Genomic DNA, 22,644 nt, shown 5'->3' with positions numbered 1-22,644 from the left:
GCCCAGCTTGAACCCCGCCTGACCTCCGCGAAAGTGACTTTCATGGCTTCGGATTATACCCGCCGCACGCCGCTTGTTTTGTTGATTGGACTCGTCGCGATTTTAACGCAACTGGCGACTTACAAAACCGACGCTCAAGAAACCAAGCCCCAAGAACAAAAGCCCGCCGCAGTGCCCGATTCGGTCGACAAGGACTATTCGGCCGAGTTGCCACGTATCGAACCGCTGTCGCCTGCCGATGCTCTGCAGAGTTTTGACGTCGCGCCGGGCTTTCGGCTGGAACAAGTCGCCGCTGAACCGCTGCTGGCCGATCCCGTCGCGATCTGCTTCGACGAAGACTGCCGGATGTTCGTCGTCGAGATGCGAGGCTATTCGGAAAATAAAGACGACAAAGTCAGCTGCATTCGCCTGCTGGAAGATACCGACAGCGATGGCAAGTTCGATAAGAGCAGCATCTTTGCCGACAAACTCAACTGGCCGACGGCCATTCACTGCTGGAAGGGAGGCGTGTTCGTCGCCGATGCTCCAGACCTGCTTTACCTGAAGGATACGACAGGCGATGGTGTGGCCGACGAACGGAAGGTCGTCCTCACCGGTTTTGGCACCAGCAACGTGCAAGGACTGGTGAATACGTTTCAGTGGTCGCTCGATAACCGCATCGTCGGAGCCACCAGCAGCAGTGGTGCCGAGTTGCGTAAGCCAGAAGATAAATTGAGCAAACCAATTTCGCTGCGCGGTCGCGATTTCTCGCTCAATCCCGAAACGCTCGAAATCAAACCACTCAGTGGTGGTGCCCAGCATGGTGCGACAACCGACCGCTGGGGAAATCGCTTCGTCTGCTCGAACAGCGATCACATTCAACATGTCGTCTTTGCCGACGCCGATCTGGCTCGTAATCCGCTGTTGGCTGCACCTGCCGTGCGCCGGAGTATTGCCGTCGACGGTCCGCAGGCTGATGTTTTTCGCCTCAGCCCGATTGAACCCTGGCGAATCGTCCGCACGCGGTTGCGGGCGAACAAGATCGTGCCTGGCATCGTCGAAGGTGGAGGCCGCCCCGCGGGCTATTTCACCAGCGCGACGGGCGTCACGCTTTACAACGGCGATGCCTGGCCGGCGGAATTTCTCGGCATGGCATTTGTCGGCGACGTGGGAAGTAACATCGTCCATCGCAAAACGCTCAAGCCCAACGGCGTCAGTTTTACGGCGCACCGAATCGACGAGAAGAAAGAGTTCATCGCCTCGCGCGATACCTGGTTCCGCCCGGTGCAATTTGCCAATGCTCCCGATGGCTGCCTGTATGTTTGCGATATGTACCGCGAAACGATTGAGCATCCGCTGAGCATTCCGCCGATTCTGAAAAAACATCTCGACCTGACCAGTGGCCGCGATCGCGGGCGGATCTATCGCGTGACGACCGAACAGTTCACGCAGCGCCAACTGCCGAAATTGAGCAAGGCAACCACGGGCGAACTAGTCGCCACACTCGACCACGCCAACGGTTGGCATCGAGAAACCGCAGCGAGATTGTTGACTGAGCGCGCGGATGCGGCCGCGATCAAGCCATTGGAAAAACTCGCTCAAGCCGCCACACGCCCGGAAGGTCAGATTCGTGCGCTCTATCTGCTCGATACCTTCGGCGCGCTAACGGACGAACTGTTGCTGCCGGCGCTCCGTGCGGAACATCCGCGCGTTCGCGAGCAGGCCGTTCGCTTGTCGGCAAGCATTGCTGCGAAGTCCCCTGCTTTACGTCAGCAGTTGGTCCGCATGACCGCGGATGCCGATGATCGCGTCCGCTTTCAGCTGGCGATTGCCCTGGGGAATCTTGCCAGCGAAGAACGGGTGCCAGCGCTCCTCGCGCTGTTGCGGCAGGATATTGCCAATGCCGATCAGCGTTTGGCCATGAGTTCTTCCTTGGCCGATGGTGCAGGCCTGATGTTGCAGCAGTTGGCAGCTGACGAAAGCCTGAGCAAACGCCCCGAAGTGAAAACGCTCGTGCAAAATCTAACGATGCAAATGGGTCGGCAACAGCGGGCTGAAGATTTGCCCTTGCTCGTCAAAACACTGGCAAAATGGTCGCAAGAGAAGTCGCCACTGCTGCCGATTGCCATTCAGAGTCTGGCCGCGAAGCAGGATTCGCCCCTCGCCAGGCAGATTGCCGTTGCCACCGGTGGACAGGCCGATGCCTGGATGCAGGAATTGATTGCCTCAGCCAAGCAGACCGCTCTCGATACCGCGGCGACCCCCGCAAATCGTATTGCCGCCGTGAAACAATTGCGGCTCGCCAAGTTCGCGACGACGCAGGAAGTGGCTGAGGCGCTGCTAACCCCGGCCAATGCGGCCGAATTGCAGGCTACTGTCATCACCACGCTGGCTGCAGCCGAAAGTGAAGAGGTCGCCACGTTCCTGCTCTCGCGTTTCGATCAGCTCACCCCTGAACTGAAGAGCCGCGCACTCGACGCGCTCATCTCGCGCCCTGCTTGGGCTCTCGCGCTGCTGCAAGCCATCGAAACGAAACAGTTGGCCGCTGCGGATCTGGATCTCACCCGGCTTAACTTGCTGGCCGAGAGTTCGAACGAGGAGGTTCGCCGCCGCGCCCTCGCTCTGGCAAAAGTGAATCGTCCGAGCGATCGCTTGCAGGTGGTCACAGAATATAAGCCCGTTCTTGAGCAGACCGGCGATGCCACTCGCGGCAAGGAAGTGTTTAAGAAGAACTGCGCTGCCTGCCATAAGCTGCAAGGCTTTGGCCACGAGATCGGCCCGAATCTCGCCGCAATGAAGAACCGCGGCCCGGAGGCAATTCTCATTAACGTCCTTGATCCCAACCGCGAAGTAAATCCGCAGTACCTCAACTACCTGGTGCTGACGACCGAAGGACGCTCCCTCAGCGGCATGCTGACTGCCGAAACCGCCACCAGCGTGACCCTCCGCAAACAAGAGAACGCGACCGACACGGTGCTGCGGGTCGATATCGAGCAACTCAAGAGCACCGGCCAATCACTGATGCCCGTCGGCCTCGAAAAGCAGATCGACCGGGCGGCCATGACGGATTTGATCGAGTACTTGAAGACGTTGGAGTAAGGCTATGCCCGTCAGCGTTGATCAGCAGATTGAGCAAGTGACCATGCGGCAGTATGGGCTGCTGGGGCGCGGCGCGGGCATGGGAAACGCGCTGTTTGCGATCGACTACGACCAGTTGCCCCTGCAAGCGCAGCAGACCATCGATCTGATTATTGCCGGCGGTCCATTTCCGTTTCGCGAGGATAACACCGAGTTCCGCAACAACTTTCAGGACTTGCCCAACGGGCAATATCGCGAATTCACCGTGCCGACGCCGGGCATCGCCAATCGCGGAGCGCGGCGGATTGTAGCCCGCAGTACGGGTATTCTTTTTTTCACGGCCTGCCACTACGAACGAGTGCAGGGGCGGATGTCGAACGAGGACCGCATCGCGGCCACGGCTGCGGTCGATGCCGAGTGGCGAAACGGGTTTTACATCATCACGGGCCTGGAAATCGACTTCCGCAACAAAATCAAAGCAGCCCTCAGCAGCTTGCCCATTCGCAGTCGCGGTCGCCGGTGAACGGACTGGTGTCTGATACCGCAGGCTGATAGGCGGCGCTCACGCTGTCTTCTATATTCTGCTTGCAGGTTTCAAGTTTCTGAATTCTGAAAGGTAACCATGAATATGACTCTCCGCTTGATCGCGCTCGTTTGTCTCGGCTCGCTCGCTTCGCTGGCCAGCGCCGAAGAAGCCAAGAATCTGTTTGACGGCAAGACGCTCGCAGGCTGGCAAGGGAACGACAAGTTCTGGTCGGTGCAGGACGGCGTCATTACTGGTCAAACCACCAAAGACAATCCAACCAAAGGGAACACCTTCCTCATCTGGCAGGGTGGCGACATTGGCGACTTCACGCTCAAGCTCAAGTTCCGCATCGTCGGGGGCAACAGCGGCATTCAGTACCGCAGCAAAGACCTTGGCAACCATGTGGTCGGCGGCTATCAGGCCGATATCGAAGCGGGGGAGAAGTACATCGGCATCCTGTACGAAGAAAAGGGGCGCGGCATTCTTGCCGAACGGACGCAGAAGGTAGAAATCGACAGCGCTGGTAAAAAGACGGTGACCGGTTCCACTGCCGACAACAAAGAGATTCTCGCCAGCATCAAAAAAGAGGACTGGAACGATTTGGAAATTGTCGCCAAGGGGAATCACCTGGTGCAGACGATCAATGGCTTCACCACAGTCGACGTGACCGATGGTCAGGTTGGCAAAGCCAGGGAAAGTGGCATTCTGGCCCTGCAGCTTCACGCTGGTCCGCCAATGCTTGTGCAGTTCAAGGACATCATGCTGACCCAATCGAGCAAGTAATTCGAACCGAGTTATATAGCCTTAGTCAAAACAACAAAGAAAATCTCGTCGCCACATGATTGACAAATGTTCACTAATTTGTCATAAGTAAAGCGTCTGTTTTGGCAACTTGGTTGAAGCACAATTCCTTTCGCGGCGAGAGCAATTCTCGCCTGCGAGAGAAACTGTTTTTGGGCAGAACTCGCCTCTGGAATTCAACAATGGCGGCGCGGTTTCCCACAGGGGTTTATCAACAAATAGGATGATTTCAGGACTGGAGAATTTGACGCAATTCGTTGTCTTGAAATGGCTTAGTAGCGATGCACGCAAAAGGGGGGTGTTGATAAACCTCCCGGTCTGCGACGCTCCGGGCGGACTAGTCCACAATTGCCAGCCGAAGTTTGTCGGCCAGCCGGAGTGCGGCGACCATTACTTGCTGCCGTGCAATCCGCCGGGCGTTTTTCTCGGTGCCGACGGGCAGGATCGGGACGTCGTTGATGGTGACGGTATTTGCTTTGAAGTCGTCCCAGATCACCACGGGTAAATCGCCGTTTAGGTAGGCGTGCTGAGCGGCTAACTTGTAACTTTCAGCGATCCAGTCGTTCACATCGCCGTTGCTGGCTTGCGGCAACTTCTCGGGCGTGAGACGTGCATCGTTCAGCAGGGAATCGGCCAGTTCTTGAATCGTCTCGGGGTCGACGTCGGTCCCCAGCACCGAATCCCAGAACGTGTGGAGCTTCGTGGGCTCGGCTCCAATGTCGACTCGCAACGACAGCTTGTTGCCCCCCTCGTCGCCTCCGGGCAAGCGAACTGGATCGACGAGCGAAGCCACGTGCATGGGCTGATGAATATCGCCAATCAAATGAAAGGCCCAGCAGAGCCGCACGGCCCGGTTCTGCTCGGCAGATACATCCGCGGCAATGCCCGGATCGTCCGCCATTTTTTTACTGGCAATTTCCACCGACAACGGCAATTGCTGCTGAATGCTGGTCTCGGCTGGCAACGGGACGCCGGGAGATAAATCTGTTTGATGTGCCTTGTAAGTGCGGTTTACATAGTGCCAGGGACCGCGATGAAACTTGTGCCGCGGATGGTCGGCTAGGTTTCCCTGAAAATTGCGTGGCGGGCGAATCCAATCGCTCCACACCGCCGCTTGCATGAACATCCATTCCCCTTCGGGCACGTTCTCGGGGCGATCGGCCTTCAGGTACAACGCTGCATGAGGATGCTTGTTGAGCAGCGCCACGACTTTCTCACGCTCGGCCGGCGTCAGCTTGGCATAGGCCAGCTTGGCAACCAGTGAGTGCCCGACCGCATTCCAGGCTTGAGCTGGCGGAGCAATGAGCGTGAACATTGAAAGCGCAATGATCGCGAGGCGAGCGTTTTTCACAACAACTGTTCCTTATTTGGAAGGGCAAGGCCACTGCCGAGCCGAATGCGTTAAGCCAACCCATACAGCGGCAAGAGCTTGCCGCGCAAGTGTCGCATCAACGGCTCGCTTCCTAGTGGCTTGCCAGTGATTCGCTGCACAAGCTCAGACGCTGAGTAGCACTGTCCGTGACGATGAATCTTCTCGTTCAGCCACAGCTTGAGTTGCAGGAACTCGCCGCGCTTCATCAAGTCGTTCAGGCCGCCCAGGTCCTTATCGGCCTGCTCAAAGAGTTGCGAAGCATACAAATTGCCCAGCGAATACGTGGGAAAATAACCGAACAGGGCAGCCGACCAATGAACGTCTTGCAAACAGCCGTTGGCATCGTTGGGTGGTGCGATGCCGAGGTACTCGCGATATTTTTCCATCCACGCCGCGGGCAAGTCATTTACCGGCAGATCGCCACTGAGCAGAGCTTGCTCGAGTTCGAAGCGGACGATGATGTGCAAGTTATAGGTCGCCTCATCGGCTTCGACACGAATGAGCGAAGGCTGCACATGGTTGATGGCGGCGAACAGCTGCTGCTGGGTGACCCCCTCTGCTGCGACGGGAAAGAACTCCTGCCACTTGGGAAAGAAGTATTGCCAGAACGCATTACTGCGGCCCACGAGATTTTCCCACATCCGCGACTGCGACTCGTGAATTCCGAGCGAAACAAATTGCCCGGGGGGCAACCCAAACAGTTCGCTGCGGAGGCCTTGATCGTAAATGCCGTGCCCCGCTTCGTGCAGAATGCCGAAGAAGGCTCCGTTGAAATGGTGCTCGTCGTACCGCGTGGTGATCCGGCAGTCGTTGGGGCCCAGTTCGGTGCAAAAGGGATGATGCGTCACATCGAGCCGACCGCGTTGGAACTCGAAACCGATGGCCGCGGCTGCTGTCTTGCCGAAGGCTTCTTGCGCACCTCGCGGATGAAGCCGCGAGACGATCTCGACTGGGGCGACTTTGCCACTCTCCATGATTGCGTGCACCAGCGGCACGAGTTCTTGCCGCAATTTGCCAAGCACACTCGTCAGGTCTTTGGTTCGCGCTTGCGGTTCGTAATCGTCGAGCAGAGCGTCATAAGGCTGATCTTCGTAACCGACGGCTTCGGCCTGCTGCCGCTTGAGTTCGATGATCTTCGTCAGGTGCGGCTGGAACATGGCGAAGTCATTGGCAGCCCGCGCCTTCACCCAGGCTTGCTGCCCAAGGACCGAAGCCCGCGTCAGTTCCTCGACGAGCAGTTGAGGCAACTTCACGCGCTTGTCGTAGTCGCGTTTCAACTGGCGAATGGTCGTGCCGGTATCGCTGTGCAAGTCTTTCGCCAGGTCGCTGCCCGCCAACTCGTCGAGCAACTCACCCCACTTCGGCTGCGTCCGTTTCTGGTGGGCAAGTCCCGAAAGAAACGTCATCTGCTCGGCCCGATAATCCCCGGCAGCCTCTGGCAGATAGGTCCGCTCATCCCACCCCAGCAGCGCCTCGACCGATTCCACCAGCGCTGCTTCTTTCGCCAGCCCACACAGTTGCTCGTAAGCCGTATTCATCCGTTTGCTGCTCCCGCCGTCCGTTGAAAACCGATCGCCCGCCGAAACCTGTTCGCCATTGGAACTGATCGGCGGTGACCTGAGAACTGCCCGGCACTTGCAAGGGTGGGCGAAGAGTGCCTTCGTGTCCGACCGGGATCGTTTCATCCGCTGCAGATTCTTGGGATACAATAGCGGGTGAGCAAGTTCAGTTTTGAACCATCAATGCACTCGCGAAAGTCCCGCGCTTGAGTACTCCCGAACGGATCACGTGTCCGCATTGCCGGCAGACGATGAAGCGTACGCCGCTGCCGCCAGGGGAGCGATGTTTGTGCCCCAAGTGCAGCCAGCCCTTCACGCTGAACGAAGTGGGCGAGGCGATTGTGCCAGCAGTTGCAGCACCGAAGGCACTGAAGCCGGGAATCTCTCCAGTTGCTCCAGCGCAGCTGAGTTCTCCTGCGGTGGATCCTGCTGATAGTCAGCCGGCGGCTGTTCCCCCAACAGCAACTCCGCAGGTTGACCCAACGCCTCCACCAAAGCCGAAGAAGTCTGCTGAGTTTGGTTTTCACTGCTTTTTATGTGGTTCACTGCTGCATGCCCGTCCGGAGCAGATCGGGCAGATGATCACCTGTCACGATTGCCACTCCGAGAACGAAGTGCGCGCGCCGAAGGTGCGCGTCGATCGCGCCGATAAGCCCACGCTGGTCGGTGCCGAAGATTTTCAGCTGAGTGCGCCGGTTGAAAGGCCAAAGTTCTCGCCCGTGGAACAGACCCGGCGAGATGAAGACGAGGACGATGAGTTCCGCTTGGCTCCTTTGCCCCCTGAACCACCCGCGGCGACAGTTCCGCCCATGAACGGCGGTGTTTCATCGTCTGCGGTTTCAACTTTTCAGCCGGGCACGTTTGCCCCGAACTTTCGTTTGTCGCCGACTGCCGACCCAGTGCCAGGTGTACGACCGACAACAGCTCCTGCGAACGCATTTCCACCAGCATCCCCCGCTGCAACAGCGCCTGCGGCAGCTTTGCCGCCACGGCGACAGTTACCACGGAGAGAGGAATCGTATGGCGACGAATTGTGGGATGCACCAGTCGACCCGAATCAGCCGCGATTTCATCGTGGGCCATTCCTGATTGGCATCGTCGAGTTTTTGTTCTATCCCGGCACCATGAGCCGCTGGTTGGTCTTCACGGCTTTGGCAGCCATTCCCATTGCAGCGATTGAACTGGCCGTAGCCGCGAGTATCGCCCGCGATGGTAACGTGTTCAGTCCGGCTGGCATCTTCTTCACTTTGATTGCCGCCGGCACGGGGTTTGTTTGGCTTCTGCTCTTTTCGCTCCAGATGCAGGCCGTTGTCGAAGACACCGGCCGAGGCTGCGATGCCATCGAGAAATGGCCGACAGCGGGCTTCATTCCCCACGGCAATCCGCTGTATCTCCCCGCTGCCATCTTCCTGGGCATGCTCCCTGGTCTCATTGTTTGGATGGGTTACCACTTTGGCCAGGATGGACTAACCGTGTTCGGCGGCATAATCGCCCTGATTTCGCTCCTGATTTTCGTCCCGCTGCTGTGGCTGCCGATTTTGCTGCACAAGTCATTTGCCGGAGCACATCAGTCACCCTTGTTCTGGGAGAGCTTTCGCTTTACTGGCGACGGCTGGATCGTATTTTATATGGAAACCTTTGTGCTGGGCCTGGTGGTGTCGATGGGCATTTCGCTCTGGAGCACTGGCAGTGTGGTTGTCGCGCCGCTTAGTGCCGCGCTCCTCGTCACGCCGCTGTTTCTTTACTTTCGACTCCTCGGCCGCTTGCTCTGGTACATCGATCCCGCGATGACCCCGGTTCCTCCGCCACCCAAAGAAGCCCCCGCGCCATTGCCCGAGACGGTCGATCCCACGCAGTTGCGACGCTGATTTCTCCAGCCGAAATCCCACCTTCGGCTTGAGGCTCGCTAGTGGCAGATAGTAAGTTGGAGCTACTGCCACCCGCGGCAGCGCGGCAATTCGTCTCCCCTGCCACGCTCATCCCCCTCCCACCGAGCAGACCATGCCAGGAAGTCTCCGCCTTGGAATCGCCCTAGTTGCCGGCTGGGGTGCGCTTGTGCTCTCGGCGTCGACACTTGCCGCCGACCCGCCGATCAACTTCAGTCGCGATATTTTGCCGATCCTCTCGGATAACTGTTTTCATTGCCACGGACCCGATGCCAAGAACCGCGAAGCGGATCTGCAACTTGATACCGAAGCCGGTGCCTTGCGAACGGAGAGCCCGGTGATTGTGCCGGGCAAGAGTGCCGAAAGTGAGCTGTTCAAGCGATTGATTTCGACCGATCCCGACGCGCAAATGCCGCCACCGAAATCGAACCGCACGGTGACCAAGCAACAGATTGAGTTGCTGAAGCGGTGGATCGACGGCGGAGCAAAATGGGGCAAGCACTGGGCCTACGAAACGCCCCTACGTCCCGCGCTGCCGCTGGTGAAGGACGGCCAGTGGGCAAGGAATCCTATCGATACCTTCTTGCTCGCCAAGCTGGAGAGTGAAGGTCTCGCGCCATCGCCGCGCGCCCCGAAAGAAACGCTCATTCGCCGCGTGACGCTCGACTTGACCGGCCTGCCCCCTACGCCGGAAGAAGTGGCTGCCTTCGTGAAAGACGATTCACCGAAGGCTTACGAGAAAGTTGTCGATCGCTTGTTGTCATCGCGTCGTTACGGTGAACGGATGGTTTGGGACTGGCTCGATGCAGCCCGCTATGCCGACACCAACGGCTATCAAGGGGATCCGACGCGAGCGATGTGGTACTGGCGCGACCAGGTGACCGCTGCGCTGAACGACAATCAGCCCTTCGATCAATTCACGATTGAACAGTTGGCTGGCGATCTATTGCCAAACCCCACGCGGCAGCAACTGATCGCCAGTGGCTTTCACCGCAATCACATGATCAACGGCGAAGGGGGCCGCATCGCCGAAGAGTCGCGCGTCGACTATGTGCAAGACCGCGTGGAAACGACCGGCGCCGTTTGGATGGCCCTCACGTTCAACTGCTGCCGCTGCCACGATCACAAGTTCGATCCACTCAAGCAGCGCGAGTACTACCAACTCTCGGCCTACTTCAACTCGATCGAAGAGACCGGCGGCAACGATGCGGGGGGCCTGGCGAATCCCGTCCTCAGCTTTGCTTCTGACGAGCAACAAGCCCGGGTAGACGAGTTGAAAAAGGAAGAACAACTCGCGAAGAACGCGAAAGACGACTTGGAAAAGAAGCTGCCGCAGTTGCAACTTGAATGGGAGCAATCGCTGGCCAGCACGAGCGATTCCAGGGAGTCGCTGTGGAACTCACTCGTTCCCAGGACATTAAAAGCCACGAGCGAAGTCGAATTGCGCTTGCTCGATAGCGGCGCTGTCCTGGCCGAGGGAAAGAATGCAGACAGGAGCAACTACACGCTTGAGTTTACGAGTGGCGAGTCGCAGGTGATTACCGCGCTGAAGCTCGAAGCGCTGCCACACGAGTCATTTGTGAATCAGGGCCCCGGCAGAGCCGATAACGGCAATTTTGTCTTGTCGGAGATCTCGCTCTCGGCCGGTGAGAAACCGATCAAGATCGCGGCCGCGACCGCTGAGTTTTCGCAAGAAGGTTGGTCCGCTGCGGGGGCAATCGACGGCAAGCCGAACTCAGGCTGGGCCGTGATGCCGGCCTTCGGCAAGCCTCACACCTTAACGCTCACGCTAGCCGAGCCTCTCAAGCTCGCTGCTGATCAAGCGTGGCAGCTCAAGCTTTCATTTCAATTTGGCCGCCAGCATACGCTGGGCTGTTTTCGCGTGTCGGCAACATCAGCCACGAGCGCGCAGTTGAAGGACCAGCCAGCGGAAGTGATTGGATTGGCGATGCTCCCGGCCGACAAGCGAACGGATGCCGACAAGAAAAAACTAGCCGATCATTTCCGCGCAAATCATCAACCTTGGACTGCCGCGGAGAAACTGGCCGAGGACAAACGTAAGGCCCGCGACCAGTTTGAAAAATCGTTGCCACGGACGATGGTGATGCGCGAGCGGAAAGGTCCGCGCGAGACGTTCATTCTCACTCGCGGTGCCTATGACAAACCGGAAGTAAAGGTCACGCACGGCGTCCCTAGTATTCTCCCACCTCTGCCAGCCGACGCGCCGTCCAATCGCCTCGCCCTGGCTCGCTGGTTGGTGTCACCGGAACATCCACTCACCGCCCGTGTGACGGTGAATCGTTATTGGCAATCGTTCTTTGGCACCGGCATCGTGAAGACGACGGAAGACTTCGGCGTACAGAGCGAGCGGCCTTCTCACCCCGAGTTGCTCGACTGGCTCGCTTGCGAATTTCAACAGTCGACGGTTTCGCAGCCCAGTGTCGCGCATTCGGGCGAAGCGAATCGCTGGAACGTCAAACACTTGCATCGCCTGATTGTCACGAGCGCTGCCTATCAACAATCGTCGAAGTCATCGCCGGCCTTGCAGGAAAAAGATCCTGCCAATCGTTTGCTCGCCCGCGCTCCCCGCTTCCGTTTGCCCTCGTGGATGATTCGCGATCAAGCTCTGGCCGTCAGCGGTTTATTGATCGATAAGGTGGGTGGGCCGCCGGTGAAGGGGTATCAGCCAACGGGCGTGTGGGAAGACGCGACCTTTGGCAAGATTCGCTACGAGCAGGATAAAGGGGACGCTCTTTACCGCCGCAGCGTGTATCAGTTCTGGCGGCGGATTGTCGGCCCGACCGTTTTCTTCGATGTCGCCAACCGGCAAACATGTTCGGTGAAGTCTTCCCGCACGAACACTCCTCTGCACGCGCTCACCACGCTCAACGATGTGACCTATGTCGAAGCTTCGCGCGCGTGGGCCCAGCGCCTGCTCATGAGTGAAGCAACTGGTCCGCGCGACCGCGTGAAGCTGGCCTATCAGCAACTGCTGGCTCGCGAACCGTCTGCAGCGGAAGAACAATTGCTGCTTCAAGTGTTAGAAGATTTGCGGGCCAAGTATGCCGCCGATAGCGAAGGGGCGAAGATGTTGCTCACTACTGGTGCTTCGCCACGAGATGAAAAGTTAGACGTTGTCGAGCATGCAGCTTACACCGCGCTCTGCAACCTGCTTCTGAACCTGGACGAAGCTCTCTCCAAAGAATAAGGCCGAAGTGCCAGCCATGAATCCATACCTTCAGCATCAATTGCTCGTGAATCGCCGCGAGTTCTTCGGCCGCTCAGCCTGCGGCTTGGGAACCGCGGCGCTGGCATCGCTACTCAACCGCGATGGCTTAGCTGCGGAAACGCCTGCTGCCAAGCTAGTCGGTGGCCTGGAATCGCTGCCGCATCTTGCGCCCAAGGCGAAGCGCGTGATCTATCTGTTTCAGAACGGCGCGCCGACGCATGCGGACCTGTTCGATTACAAGCCGAAGCTGAAAAAGTTGCACGGCCAGCCCGTGCCGGAAGAGTACACGGCTGGCAAACGCTTCAGCACGATGACCGGCTCGCCCAAAGGCAAGCTGATGCTCGCGCCCGTCGAGCCCTTTGCCCAGCACGGTAAGAGCGGAGCCTGGGTCAGCAACTTGATGCCTCACACGGCGAAGATTGCCGACGAACTTTGCTTCGTGAAGAGCATGTACACCGAAGCAATCAACCATGCGCCGGCAATTACGTTTTTTCTCACCGGCGGTGAATTGCCTGGCCGGCCATCGCTGGGGGCCTGGCTCAGCTATGGTCTCGGCAGCGAAACGGAGAACCTTCCCGGTTTCTGCGTGATGACTTCCATCAGTAAGGGAACAAGCTGCGGGCAGATCTTTTACGACTTCTATTGGGGGAGCGGATTTCTTCCCTCGAAGTTTCAGGGTGTGAAATTTCGTGGCAGCGGTGAACCTGTTCTGTACCTGACGAATCCCGACGGGCTCTCGCGCGAAACTCGCCGCACGCAGCTCGACGCGCTGGCTAAGCTGAATGACATGCGCTTGCAGGAGTTCGCCGATCCAGAGATTTCGACCCGCATCGCGCAGTACGAAATGGCCTATCGGATGCAGGCCAGCGTGCCGGAACTGACCGACTTTTCCGATGAAACGGCGGCGACTCTCGAGTCGTACGGTCCGCTGGTGAAAGAACCCGGCACCTTTGCATACAACTGTCTAATGGCCCGCCGGCTGATCGAGCGGGGCGTCCGCTACGTACAACTGATGCACGCGGGCTGGGACCAGCACAACAGCATCACGACCGAGCTCTACAACCAGTGCCGCGATACCGACCAGCCCTCGGCGGCACTTGTTAAAGACCTCAAGGCCCGCGGACTGCTGGATGATACGCTCGTCATCTGGGGGGGCGAGTTCGGCCGCACCCCGTTCATTCAGGGGAACATCGCCGACCGGGTGAAATGGGGCCGCGATCATCACCCGTATGCCTTCACCGTGTGGATGGCTGGCGGGGGCATCAAACCCGGTATTACTTACGGTGAATCCGACGATCTCGCCATGAATGTGGCCAAAGACGGCGTTCACGTCCACGATTTTCAGGCCACGCTCCTGCACTTGCTCGGCATCGACCACGAACGGCTCACGTACAAGTTTCAAGGGCGGTATTTTCGCCTGACAGACGTTCACGGCAAGGTTGTGAAGCCGATTCTGGCGTAACACGAGTGCAATTCTCGTCGACTTGGGATCAAACAAGAAAGGCCCTGCCTTCTGTTTCACTGACGATACTGTGATTGCAGGTCAAGGCTTTGCCGGCGTTGCCTGCGCAGTGATTACTCGCCTCGAGCGGGCGTCGTATTAATTCGCGGCGCGACTTTTCAACAACTCTCGCGACACGCGCAGCATGTTCTGGCCGAGAATCAAACGAATGTCTTCGTCGCGATAACCGCGCTGCACCAAGCCCACGGTAAAGAGCGGCCAATTGGTCCAAGCGAGCGATTTCTCGCCCGGGAACCGTTTGCCAAGTGCTCCTTCCGGCCAGAACGCTTCGTAGCGTGTGCGCCGCGGACCACGCGGAGGAATTTGCCGGGTCGCGGGAAACGACAAGCTTGAGGTGTAAGCAATATCGGTGCCGATGCCGACGTGCTGCGTGCCGAATCGTTTGGCTACATAGTCGATGTGTTCGATCAAAGCGGGAATGTCGCCATTACCCCCGAGAAAAGCGGGGATGCAACAGATGCCGATCAGGCCACCACCATCGCAGATCGCTTTGATGACCTCGACTGGCTTGGCGCGAATGTGATGATTCACAGCATCGCAGGCAGTGTGACTGGCGACCATCGGCAGCTTCGAGGCTTGCGCCGCTTCCAAACTGGTGCGCCAGCCGCTGTGCGCGACATCGACAATCACGCCTACTCGATTCATCTCGGCCACCGCTGCCCGGCCCAAATCGCTAAGCCCGCCGTTGGCTGGCTCAGCACAGCCATCACCGAGCAGATTGCGGCGATTATAGGTGACGTGCATCATCCGAATGCCCAACTGAAAAAACAGCTTGATGTGTCGCAGTTCATCGGGGACCGAATTGAATTCACCAGCAATCGGCACACCATTACCGGTAAAGTACAGGCAGTGCTTCCCATCCTTTTTGGCCTGTTCAATGTCGGCTGGAGTAACCGCTTTGAATAAGAACTCGCGCAGGTGATCGGTCAGGTAAGTGAATCGCCCCAACCGTTTGAGGAGCCGAATAGGATTCTGACCTTCTTCGCCCGCATTCTGGAAAATGCAGGTCACTCCCGCTGCCCGCCAGGCGAGTTCAAACTCGTCGCGTTCCTGCTCGTTCGTCACGCAGCGAGTCATTCCCATTTCTTCGCGCAGGTCTTGCAGCTCTTCGTCCGACGCACCCGCTGCCACCGCCTGAGCGATAACTTCACCATCGACCGCACATCGCGGCGCAAAGCCGTAGCAATCGAAAACCAGAGATTCTGCATGCAAACCTAAACCGCGATCGAGTTCGACCTGCGAGGGCTTGAGCACGTCGAGTCCCGCCTGCCAGCTGGCATCGATTGAAGCATTAAACTTCACACGCTCCGCAGCCCGCGCGGCACGACTCCGATTGGTCATCGCAGCGACGAGCGGAGTAGCCATTGCGGTCAGAAGGAAACGACGACGCTTTAGAGCCTGAGTCATGGTACTTCCCGATTCGAACAAGGATCAGAGCGACAAACCGCCGGAAGCCAAGGATTCTAGGCCAGGAGTGAGCATCGTTGGTAACTAAAGTTAGCGCCGAATAGAACTTCCAACGTGCATCCTGAAATACGGACCGTGAACTCGGTCAACAATGGCCGCTAGACGTCGAAATACAGGCAGAATTCGAATGGATGCGGTCGCAGCCGCAACGGCTGAATCTCGCTGCGGCGTTTTTCGTCGATCCAGGTTTGAATGACGTCGGGAGTGAAAACATCGTCCCGCAACAGAAATTCCTGGTCTTCTTCCAAAGCGCGCAGGGCTTCGTCGAGTGTCGCCGGCACATGTGGCAACTCTGCCAATTCGGCGGGCGAAGCATAGCGTCGGTCACCTTCGTACGGTTGACCCGGATGCAACTTCGTTTGAATGCCATCGATGGCTGCGAGGACGATCGCAGCAAATGCCAGATAAGGATTGCAACTGGGATCGGGACAGCGAAAAGCAATACGGCGGCTCTTGGGGCTCGAACTGTAAACCGGAATGCGGCACGCTGCTGAACGATTACGCTGTGAATAGACTAAATGAACGGGCCCCTGACCGCCGGGTGCCAATCGTTTGTAACTATTCGTCGTCGGACTGCAGAGCGCGAGTAACGCTGGCGCATGCCGCAACACGCCACCTAGTGCATAGAGCCCGGTATCGCTGAGCCCCGCATAGCCGTGACCGGCAAAAATGGGCTGCTCTTTCTTCCAAAACGATAAGTGAGTGTGCAGCCCGCTTCCTGGCCCTTCGGCCAACGGTTGAGGCATGAACGTAGCCTGCTTTTGCCGACGTCGAGCCACGTGCCGAATAATGTGTTTGTAGGCGAGCAGATGATCTGCCATCGTCACCACGGGCTGATGCGCGAGGCCGATAGCGCTCGGCGTCGCCTGTGACGAGCGCAGAACGCCTTCGACTTTTAGCCCCGCATCGTTGAGAGCTTGCAGCATCTCGGACTGCAGCGAATGGACTTCGGTCGCGGCCGAAACCTGACAGCTGCTGCCCGACCCACTTTGTGTAAATTTCGCTTCGTCAAACACAAAAAACTGGGCTTTGGGCCCGATCTGTGCCTCGTCGGCAAAGCCCGTGCTGCGCAAGTAGTTTACGGCCTTCTGAGCGATGTAGCGTGGATCGCGCGAAAATGGCTCACGAGTCAGTGGATCTTGAATGTTGCACAGAATGGCCAACGTCGGCACAGCTGCGACGGGATCAAGGTAGGCAGTTTCTGGCTGGGGCACCGCGAGCAGGTCACTCTCGTTGGTCGGCGGGCCACCCCACAAGGCAGTGCCATCGAACCCCACGCCATCTTCAAACACGTCTTCGTCCAAGCGCGCGACGGGAATCGTCAAATGATGCCACGCGCCACTCAGATCAGCCAGGCGCAGGTCGACAGCCTGCACTTCTTTTTCACGACACAGAGCAAGAATTTCTCGGGGAGTCACAGTTACGCCTTTTAGTGACAACGAGTTAATAAGCAGCCGTGCCTTTTTGTTGAAAGGAACGCCAGCACCACTAGCAAACGCCAGCGGCTAGAGAGATCGTACTGCATTCACTGTAAACAGCACGAGCGGGAGGCCCTGCTCAACAAAGCACAGCTCCCGCTCGCGATGTGGTGATCAATGGAATCCGTTCCGGATCGGTGTAGCAACTAGCAATCGAGGAGATTTACGAGCTGCGACCGAGGCGTCCCGCCGTTTTCGGAAAGAACTACTTGATAAACAGCATTTCCTGATAGGTTGGCAGCGGCCACAGGTCGTCGGCCACCAGGCCTTCGAGCTTGTCGGCGAATTCACGAACCTTCAGCATGGCCGGCAGTACCGTGTGACAGATGTGCTTGGCCTCTTCCAGCAGACTACTGCTGTGGTGACCGAGCGCCTCTTCGACTGCAGTGGACGAGTCTTGCAACCCCTTCACCAACTTAGTGATGGTGTCCAACGTATCAGTGTCGAAGCTATAGCCGAGCGTCTTCAGGTTAGAGCAAGTCACCGCCAACTCGCTTTGATAGCGAACCGCAGCGGGGAAGATCATCGTGCGTGCGATCTCCACCGTCAACTTGGCTTCCGTGAGGACAGTCTTAACGTACTGCTCGATGTAGATGTCCTGACGCGAAGTTGTTTCGCGAGCGGTGAGCACACCATATTTTTCGAACATGGCGAGCACTTCAGGCGTCGTGATCTGCGGCAGGGCATCCACGGTTGTCTTCAGATTCAGCAGGCCACGCGATTCTGCCTCGTTGTGCCAGGCTTGCGAGTAGCCGTCGCCATTGAACACAACGGCGCCGTGCTTGGCCATGATGTCTTGCAGAACCTTCTGCACGGCACCAGGCAACTTGGCGCTATCGCCACCGGTGGCTTTTTCAAGCTCGGTAGCAACGAAGTCCAGCGATTCAGCCACGATCGTGTTGAGGGCCACCAGCGGGCCACCAATCGATTGGCTCGAACCGACAGCACGGAATTCGAACTTGTTGCCGGTGAAGGCAAACGGGCTGGTGCGGTTACGATCGCCGGCATCCTTCGGCAGGATGGGCAGCGTATCGACACCGACGGTCAGCGTGCCGGCAGCCTTGCTCGACTTGGCACCACCCTTTTGAATCTGCTCGAATACATCGGCCAGTTGTTCGCCGAGGAAGATCGAGATGATTGCGGGAGGAGCTTCATTGGCACCCAAGCGGTGATCGTTGTTCGCAGTGGCGACCACGGCGCGAAGCAAACCACCGAACTTATGCACGGCGCGGATCACAGCTCCGGCAAAGACCAGGAACTGCATGTTGTCGTGAGGATTATCGCCTGGCTCGAGCAAGTTACCCTGCGTGCTATTGCCGAGCGACCAGTTCAAGTGCTTGCCCGAACCATTGATGCCGGCGAACGGCTTTTCGTGCAGCAAGCACTCCATGCCATACTTTTGAGCGCCCTTCTTCAGCGTGAGCATCACCAATTGCTGGTGGTCCGTGGCAACGTTGGCGTCTTCGTACACCGGAGCGATTTCGTACTGCGAAGGAGCCACTTCGTTGTGGCGAGTCTTCACCGGAATGCCGAGCTTGAACAACTCGCGTTCGGTATCAAGCATGCAGGCCAATACGCGGTCAGGAATATGACCAAAGTATTGATCTTCAAACTCTTGGCCCTTCGGAGGCTTAGCGCCGAACAGGGTGCGACCAGCGTTGAGCAGGTCGGGGCGAGCGTAAAAGAAGTTGCGATCGATCAGGAAGTATTCCTGTTCGGCACCAGCCGACGACGAAACAATCGTCGGATTGGCGTGGCCGAACAACTTCAAAATCCGCTGAGCCTGAGTATTCAAGGCCTTATTCGAGCGGAGAAGCGGGGTCTTCTTATCGAGCGCTTCCCCAGTCCAGCTGACGAAGCAGCAAGGAATGCAGAGGGTGGTGCCATTCTCGTTTTCGAGAATGTAGGCAGGGCTCATCACATCCCAAGCGGTGTAACCGCGGGCTTCGAACGTGGCGCGAATGCCGCCGCTGGGAAAGCTGGAAGCGTCCGGTTCGCCTTGAATCAGTTGCTTGCCGGTGAATTCGGCGACCGTGCCACCCTTGCCGTCGGGCGAGAGGAAGCTGTCGTGCTTTTCGGCGGTCAACCCGGTCAACGGGTGGAAGACGTGAGCATAGTGCGTGGCGCCGTTTTCGATGGCCCAATCTCGCATGGCTCCCGCGACCACATCGGCCACGCTGTTGTCGAGCTGTGAGCCCGTTTCGATCGTCTTCTTCACTGACTTGAAAACCGGCTTCGGCAAGCGAGCCTGCATCTCTGCCAACGTGAAAACATTCGCGCCGAAGACGTCTTTCGACGAAACGGTCTTGAAGTTCACCGGCGGTGACGATGGCTTGTAACTTGTAACGGCCGCGATGGCCTGCATCCGCGCTTTGCTACCACTCACGTGACGTAACCCCCTTAAACCCTAAACCCAAAAAACGAAAATCTGCCGGGGACGATTCCCCGAAGGGCCCGCGGAATCGCACCTTCTGTGCCAATCCATAAGTCCGCTAGCAAATCGCTGGGAGAGTGCGAAAGATCAATGAACATCAAGACTTAACGCGAGTCGATCAAGTCCTGCAGAGTTCATTAAGTGCTCACTTTGCCCGGTTTCGTAGCAGCCTTGCACAAGAGCTGGGCAAAATGGGGATGAGGCATCAAAGACGGGCGGAAAACCGCTTCGTCAGGGTCTGATACATCGTTCCGCCAAACGCGCGCACCGCGACCAGTGAGGAGCTTAGCGAACGGAAAACACTTCGCCCAGGGGCGGTGGAAAACTGAAACGAAAGAAATTAGTTGTGCGCTTGGCGTTGGACTAATCGACAAACTACCCTTCGGATTTTTCTTTGCTTCGATAGGCTGGCTGCTGTAGACTACCGCCAGCAACTCTCTCCCTGCCACCGGCTGCATTCTGCGGTCGGCTCTGCTTGCTCACGCCGATCATGTCCCACCGATACCTTCTGCCATCCAGCCTGAAGGAATGCAGGAATGCCTTTTTGGATCTCGCGCGCAGGTGCCTGCGTACTTTTCGTACTTGGTGTTCTTAGTGGCTGTGCGACGAAGTACACCCCAAACGAAGACGACACTACTACGGACTTAAGCCATATTTCTAAGGCGTACGGCATAATCACGAGTGCCGACCATCACCCGCCCCGCCATGTCGACGAAATCAAATCGCTGCTCAAAGGTCTGCACTCGGCGAACCTGAACCCACCCCCCGAGGAAATCCTGGTCTCGTCGCGCGACGGCGAGCCGTACGTCATTATTTACGGCGCCAACGTCGGCAGTTACGCCTCCGACGAGATTCTCGCCTACGAAAAGAACGGAAAGGATGGAGTTCGTTACGTGCTCCTGATGTCGCGAGACGTTCGCCAAATGACAGATGAGGAATTCAAGCGGGCGAAGTTCGTGATGGGGCATCGACCAGAGGCCTCGTAAGAAGTTTTTATCCTCTTCTGTTGCCCAGTTCCAATTAGTCGCCGATTGAAGTTACAGGAATGAATTGATGCGCAAGGAAAACCTCAAGCAGTTGATAAGGCCAGCGTTCACCTTGGTCGAATTGTTGGTCGTCATCTCCATTATCGGAGTGCTCGTGGCCTTATTGTTGCCGGCTGTGCAGGCAGCCCGCGAAGCGGCGCGGCGCACTCAATGCAGCAATCATCTCAAGCAGATTGGACTCGGTTTTCAATTGCATCACGACACGCACAATGCCCTGCCCAGCGGTGGCCGCGGCTCGCGCATGGCGAGAACGTTCGAAAGCAGCGGTGTGCCGGCAATCATGACGAGGCAAGCCTGGGTGTGGACTTATCAAATCATGCCCTACATCGAGCAAACGGCTCTCTACATGGAGAAAGATGACCAAACGGTTATGGAAACGCCGGTCAAGATCTACTTTTGCCCCAGCCGTCGGCCGCCCCAAGTCTGGGAGTGTTTTCAAAACGACTCGTACACCGGGCCTTCGCCAAAGCGTGCCCAGCTTGATTACGCCGGCAATCGTGGCACCCTGGCAGGCGGCACGGATGGCGCGCTCAATTTGGGTTACGACATCGCCGCGGCATCACCTAAGCCGAATAGTTCAGTCCGTTACGCCGAGATTACCGACGGTCTCTCGAACACGATGATGGTCGCGGAACGTCCCTGGGACGCTCAATCTTATTTTTCACAACCGCGGGCGGCGGAAAGTGACATCAGCAACGGCGGTTACGTAACTAATTTCCCCTACCTGACCTTGGCCGGTACGTTTGCCCCCTTCCGCGACCCAATCGTGCCGAGTGCCGCAGTCGACATTGATGGTTCCCGAGCCGTTCAGAAGTTGCTGCGTGAAGGTTTCGGATCTGCTCACCCGGGAGCCATGAATGCCGTCTTGGGTGATGGCTCCGTTCGCACAGTTTCTTACAACATTACTGCCACCGTCATGCTCAACTTCTGCCGCCGCGAGGATGGCAACCCGTTTAATCCGTCCGATCTGGGCGGCTAATTCCAGACGTTGCGAAGGATTACTCCGCCACGCAAACCACGGCATCCTTCGTGCGCAAGATCAGCGCCTTGCCAGCAATGGCCGGGCTGGCCATGAAGCCGCCGGCAAGCTTGTTTTCGGCCAGAGAAACGAATTCGGGGCCCGGCTTGATGACGTGGCAGATCCCTTCTTCGGCAAAGAAGTAGAGCTTGCCGTCCGCATACACCGGGGACGACATGAATAGCCCGCCGAGTCGATTCTGATATTTCACTTCGCCCGTTTCGGCATCCACGCAAGTGATAATTCCCTGTTCGTTCCCCATGTACAACAATCCATCCACCAGAATGGGCGAAGCATAGCGGGGATATCCCTTGGCAAGCTTCCAGTTCACATGGGTACCAGTGACGTCGCCACGACCGCCGAGCTTGACGGCGAATAAATGCATGCCACCATCAGCTGTGCCGATGAATGCAGTGTCTTTGCTGACTACTGGACGGCCTGCCGCGTTCATCCCGCCACTCTTTACTTGCCATAACTCTTTGCCGGTTCGTGGATCGTAGGCTGCTGTCGAACCCGCACTCGGGCTGACTAACTCCAACTGCCCGCCGACTTCGACTACTCGCGGCGTGCCATAGGCCTTCATCACGTCCCCGTTATCGGTGCCGTAGTTAAAGCCCCGGTCTGTTTTCCAAACGGTCTTGCCGGTCTCTTTGTCGAGTGCCACGACGTACTGAACATCAAAGCCGTCGAAGGTCAAAATCAACAAGTCCTGCCAGACGATGGGGGAAGAACCGGCACCACGATGGTGATTGCATTCCAGGTCGTTACGCGTCCACAGCACTTTGCCCGTCTTGGTATCGAGACATGCGGTCCCATGCACTCCGTAATGGACATAGACGCGGTCGGCTTCGACAAACGGAGTGCAAGAGGCGTAGCTATTGCGGTCGTGGCAATACTGAGGGGAAGCGACATCAAATACTTTGACATCGTGCAACACTTTGCCAGTTTCGCGATCCAAGCAGATCGCGAAGAGTTCTTTTCCGTCCGCTGGAGCCGTGGTCAACCAGATCTGTTGATTCCAAACAACGGGCGACGACCACGCCTTCCCGCGAATCGGCGCACGCCATTTCACATTCTCAGTTTCGCTCCACTTCGTCGGCAGACCAGTTGCAGCTGAAGTGCCATCGGCATTTGGTCCGCGATATTGATTCCACTGCTCTTCCGCAGCGATTAGTGCCACGAATGATCCGCTTAACACAATGGAGACGAATGAGACAGCAATTTGCTTGAACAGGGGTGAGCAAGGCAT

At 57.6% G+C, this 22,644-nt stretch carries 14 protein-coding genes; 8 read left to right on the top strand and 6 right to left on the bottom strand.

The features are described 5' to 3' along the window. The first annotated feature begins 42 nt into the window (after positions 1-42). From ETAA8_RS26295 to ETAA8_RS26285, 3 genes are all read left to right on the top strand, one after another. A complete protein-coding gene (locus ETAA8_RS26295; protein WP_145095694.1) occupies positions 43-3,078 on the top strand; it encodes a PVC-type heme-binding CxxCH protein in 3,036 nt (1,011 codons plus the stop codon). 4 nt (positions 3,079-3,082) lie between these two features. Further along, positions 3,083-3,580: a ribonuclease domain-containing protein gene (locus tag ETAA8_RS26290; RefSeq protein WP_202921286.1), complete on the top strand. Its 498-nt coding sequence runs from the start codon at positions 3,083-3,085 to the stop codon at positions 3,578-3,580. A gap of 99 nt (positions 3,581-3,679) precedes the next feature. Then, complete coding sequence (locus ETAA8_RS26285) at positions 3,680-4,366, top strand: 3-keto-disaccharide hydrolase (protein ID WP_238397571.1); 687 nt, start codon at positions 3,680-3,682, stop codon at positions 4,364-4,366. Between the two features lie 355 nt (positions 4,367-4,721). On the opposite strand, the gene ETAA8_RS26280 is transcribed toward ETAA8_RS26285, so the two are convergent. After that, positions 4,722-5,735, bottom strand: a complete 1,014-nt coding sequence (locus tag ETAA8_RS26280) for a S1/P1 nuclease (RefSeq protein ID WP_145095691.1) — start codon at positions 5,733-5,735, stop codon at positions 4,722-4,724. A gap of 50 nt (positions 5,736-5,785) precedes the next feature. Next, positions 5,786-7,294: a carboxypeptidase M32 gene (locus tag ETAA8_RS26275; protein ID WP_145095687.1), complete on the bottom strand. Its 1,509-nt coding sequence runs from the start codon at positions 7,292-7,294 to the stop codon at positions 5,786-5,788. A gap of 227 nt (positions 7,295-7,521) precedes the next feature. Between ETAA8_RS26275 and ETAA8_RS26270 the strand changes: the two genes are divergently transcribed. The 3 genes from ETAA8_RS26270 (at position 7,522) to ETAA8_RS26260 (ending at position 13,892) form a co-directional block, all read left to right on the top strand. Next, entirely contained in the window at positions 7,522-9,183 is a 1,662-nt protein-coding gene (locus ETAA8_RS26270; protein WP_145095684.1) for a hypothetical protein, read from the top strand. A gap of 133 nt (positions 9,184-9,316) precedes the next feature. Further along, the gene (locus ETAA8_RS26265) at positions 9,317-12,409 is read left to right on the top strand and encodes a PSD1 and planctomycete cytochrome C domain-containing protein (RefSeq protein ID WP_145095681.1); all 3,093 of its coding nucleotides are present in this window, start codon (positions 9,317-9,319) and stop codon (positions 12,407-12,409) included. A gap of 16 nt (positions 12,410-12,425) precedes the next feature. Next, positions 12,426-13,892, top strand: coding sequence for a DUF1501 domain-containing protein (locus tag ETAA8_RS26260; RefSeq protein ID WP_145095678.1), 1,467 nt, complete (start codon positions 12,426-12,428; stop codon positions 13,890-13,892). 138 nt (positions 13,893-14,030) lie between these two features. Here ETAA8_RS26260 and ETAA8_RS26255 read toward each other — a convergent pair whose 3' ends face one another. From ETAA8_RS26255 to ETAA8_RS26245, 3 genes are all read right to left on the bottom strand, one after another. Further along, on the bottom strand, positions 14,031-15,359 hold the full coding sequence (locus ETAA8_RS26255) for a dipeptidase (RefSeq protein WP_145095675.1): 1,329 nt from the start codon (positions 15,357-15,359) through the stop codon (positions 14,031-14,033). 158 nt (positions 15,360-15,517) lie between these two features. Beyond that, positions 15,518-16,837, bottom strand: coding sequence for a glutamine synthetase beta-grasp domain-containing protein (locus ETAA8_RS26250; protein ID WP_145095672.1), 1,320 nt, complete (start codon positions 16,835-16,837; stop codon positions 15,518-15,520). 265 nt (positions 16,838-17,102) lie between these two features. Continuing rightward, positions 17,103-19,283 (bottom strand): glutamine synthetase III family protein, encoded by a 2,181-nt coding sequence (locus ETAA8_RS26245; protein ID WP_145095669.1) that lies wholly within the window; start codon positions 19,281-19,283, stop codon positions 17,103-17,105. Positions 19,284-19,867: 584 nt separating this feature from the next. Here ETAA8_RS26245 and ETAA8_RS26240 point away from each other — a divergent pair. Together ETAA8_RS26240 and ETAA8_RS26235 are read left to right on the top strand one after the other, a co-directional pair. Then, complete coding sequence (locus tag ETAA8_RS26240; protein ID WP_145095667.1) at positions 19,868-20,317, top strand: hypothetical protein; 450 nt, start codon at positions 19,868-19,870, stop codon at positions 20,315-20,317. 67 nt (positions 20,318-20,384) lie between these two features. After that, the gene (locus tag ETAA8_RS26235) at positions 20,385-21,356 is read left to right on the top strand and encodes a DUF1559 family PulG-like putative transporter (protein ID WP_145095664.1); all 972 of its coding nucleotides are present in this window, start codon (positions 20,385-20,387) and stop codon (positions 21,354-21,356) included. A 19-nt stretch (positions 21,357-21,375) separates the two neighbouring features. Here ETAA8_RS26235 and ETAA8_RS26230 read toward each other — a convergent pair whose 3' ends face one another. After that, on the bottom strand, positions 21,376-22,575 hold the full coding sequence (locus ETAA8_RS26230) for a PQQ-binding-like beta-propeller repeat protein (RefSeq protein WP_202921285.1): 1,200 nt from the start codon (positions 22,573-22,575) through the stop codon (positions 21,376-21,378). Between the last annotated feature and the right edge of the window lie 69 nt (positions 22,576-22,644).

Source organism: Anatilimnocola aggregata (assembly GCF_007747655.1).
Taxonomy (GTDB): domain Bacteria; phylum Planctomycetota; class Planctomycetia; order Pirellulales; family Pirellulaceae; genus Anatilimnocola; species Anatilimnocola aggregata.
This window is presented reverse-complemented; position numbering and strand designations above follow the sequence as displayed.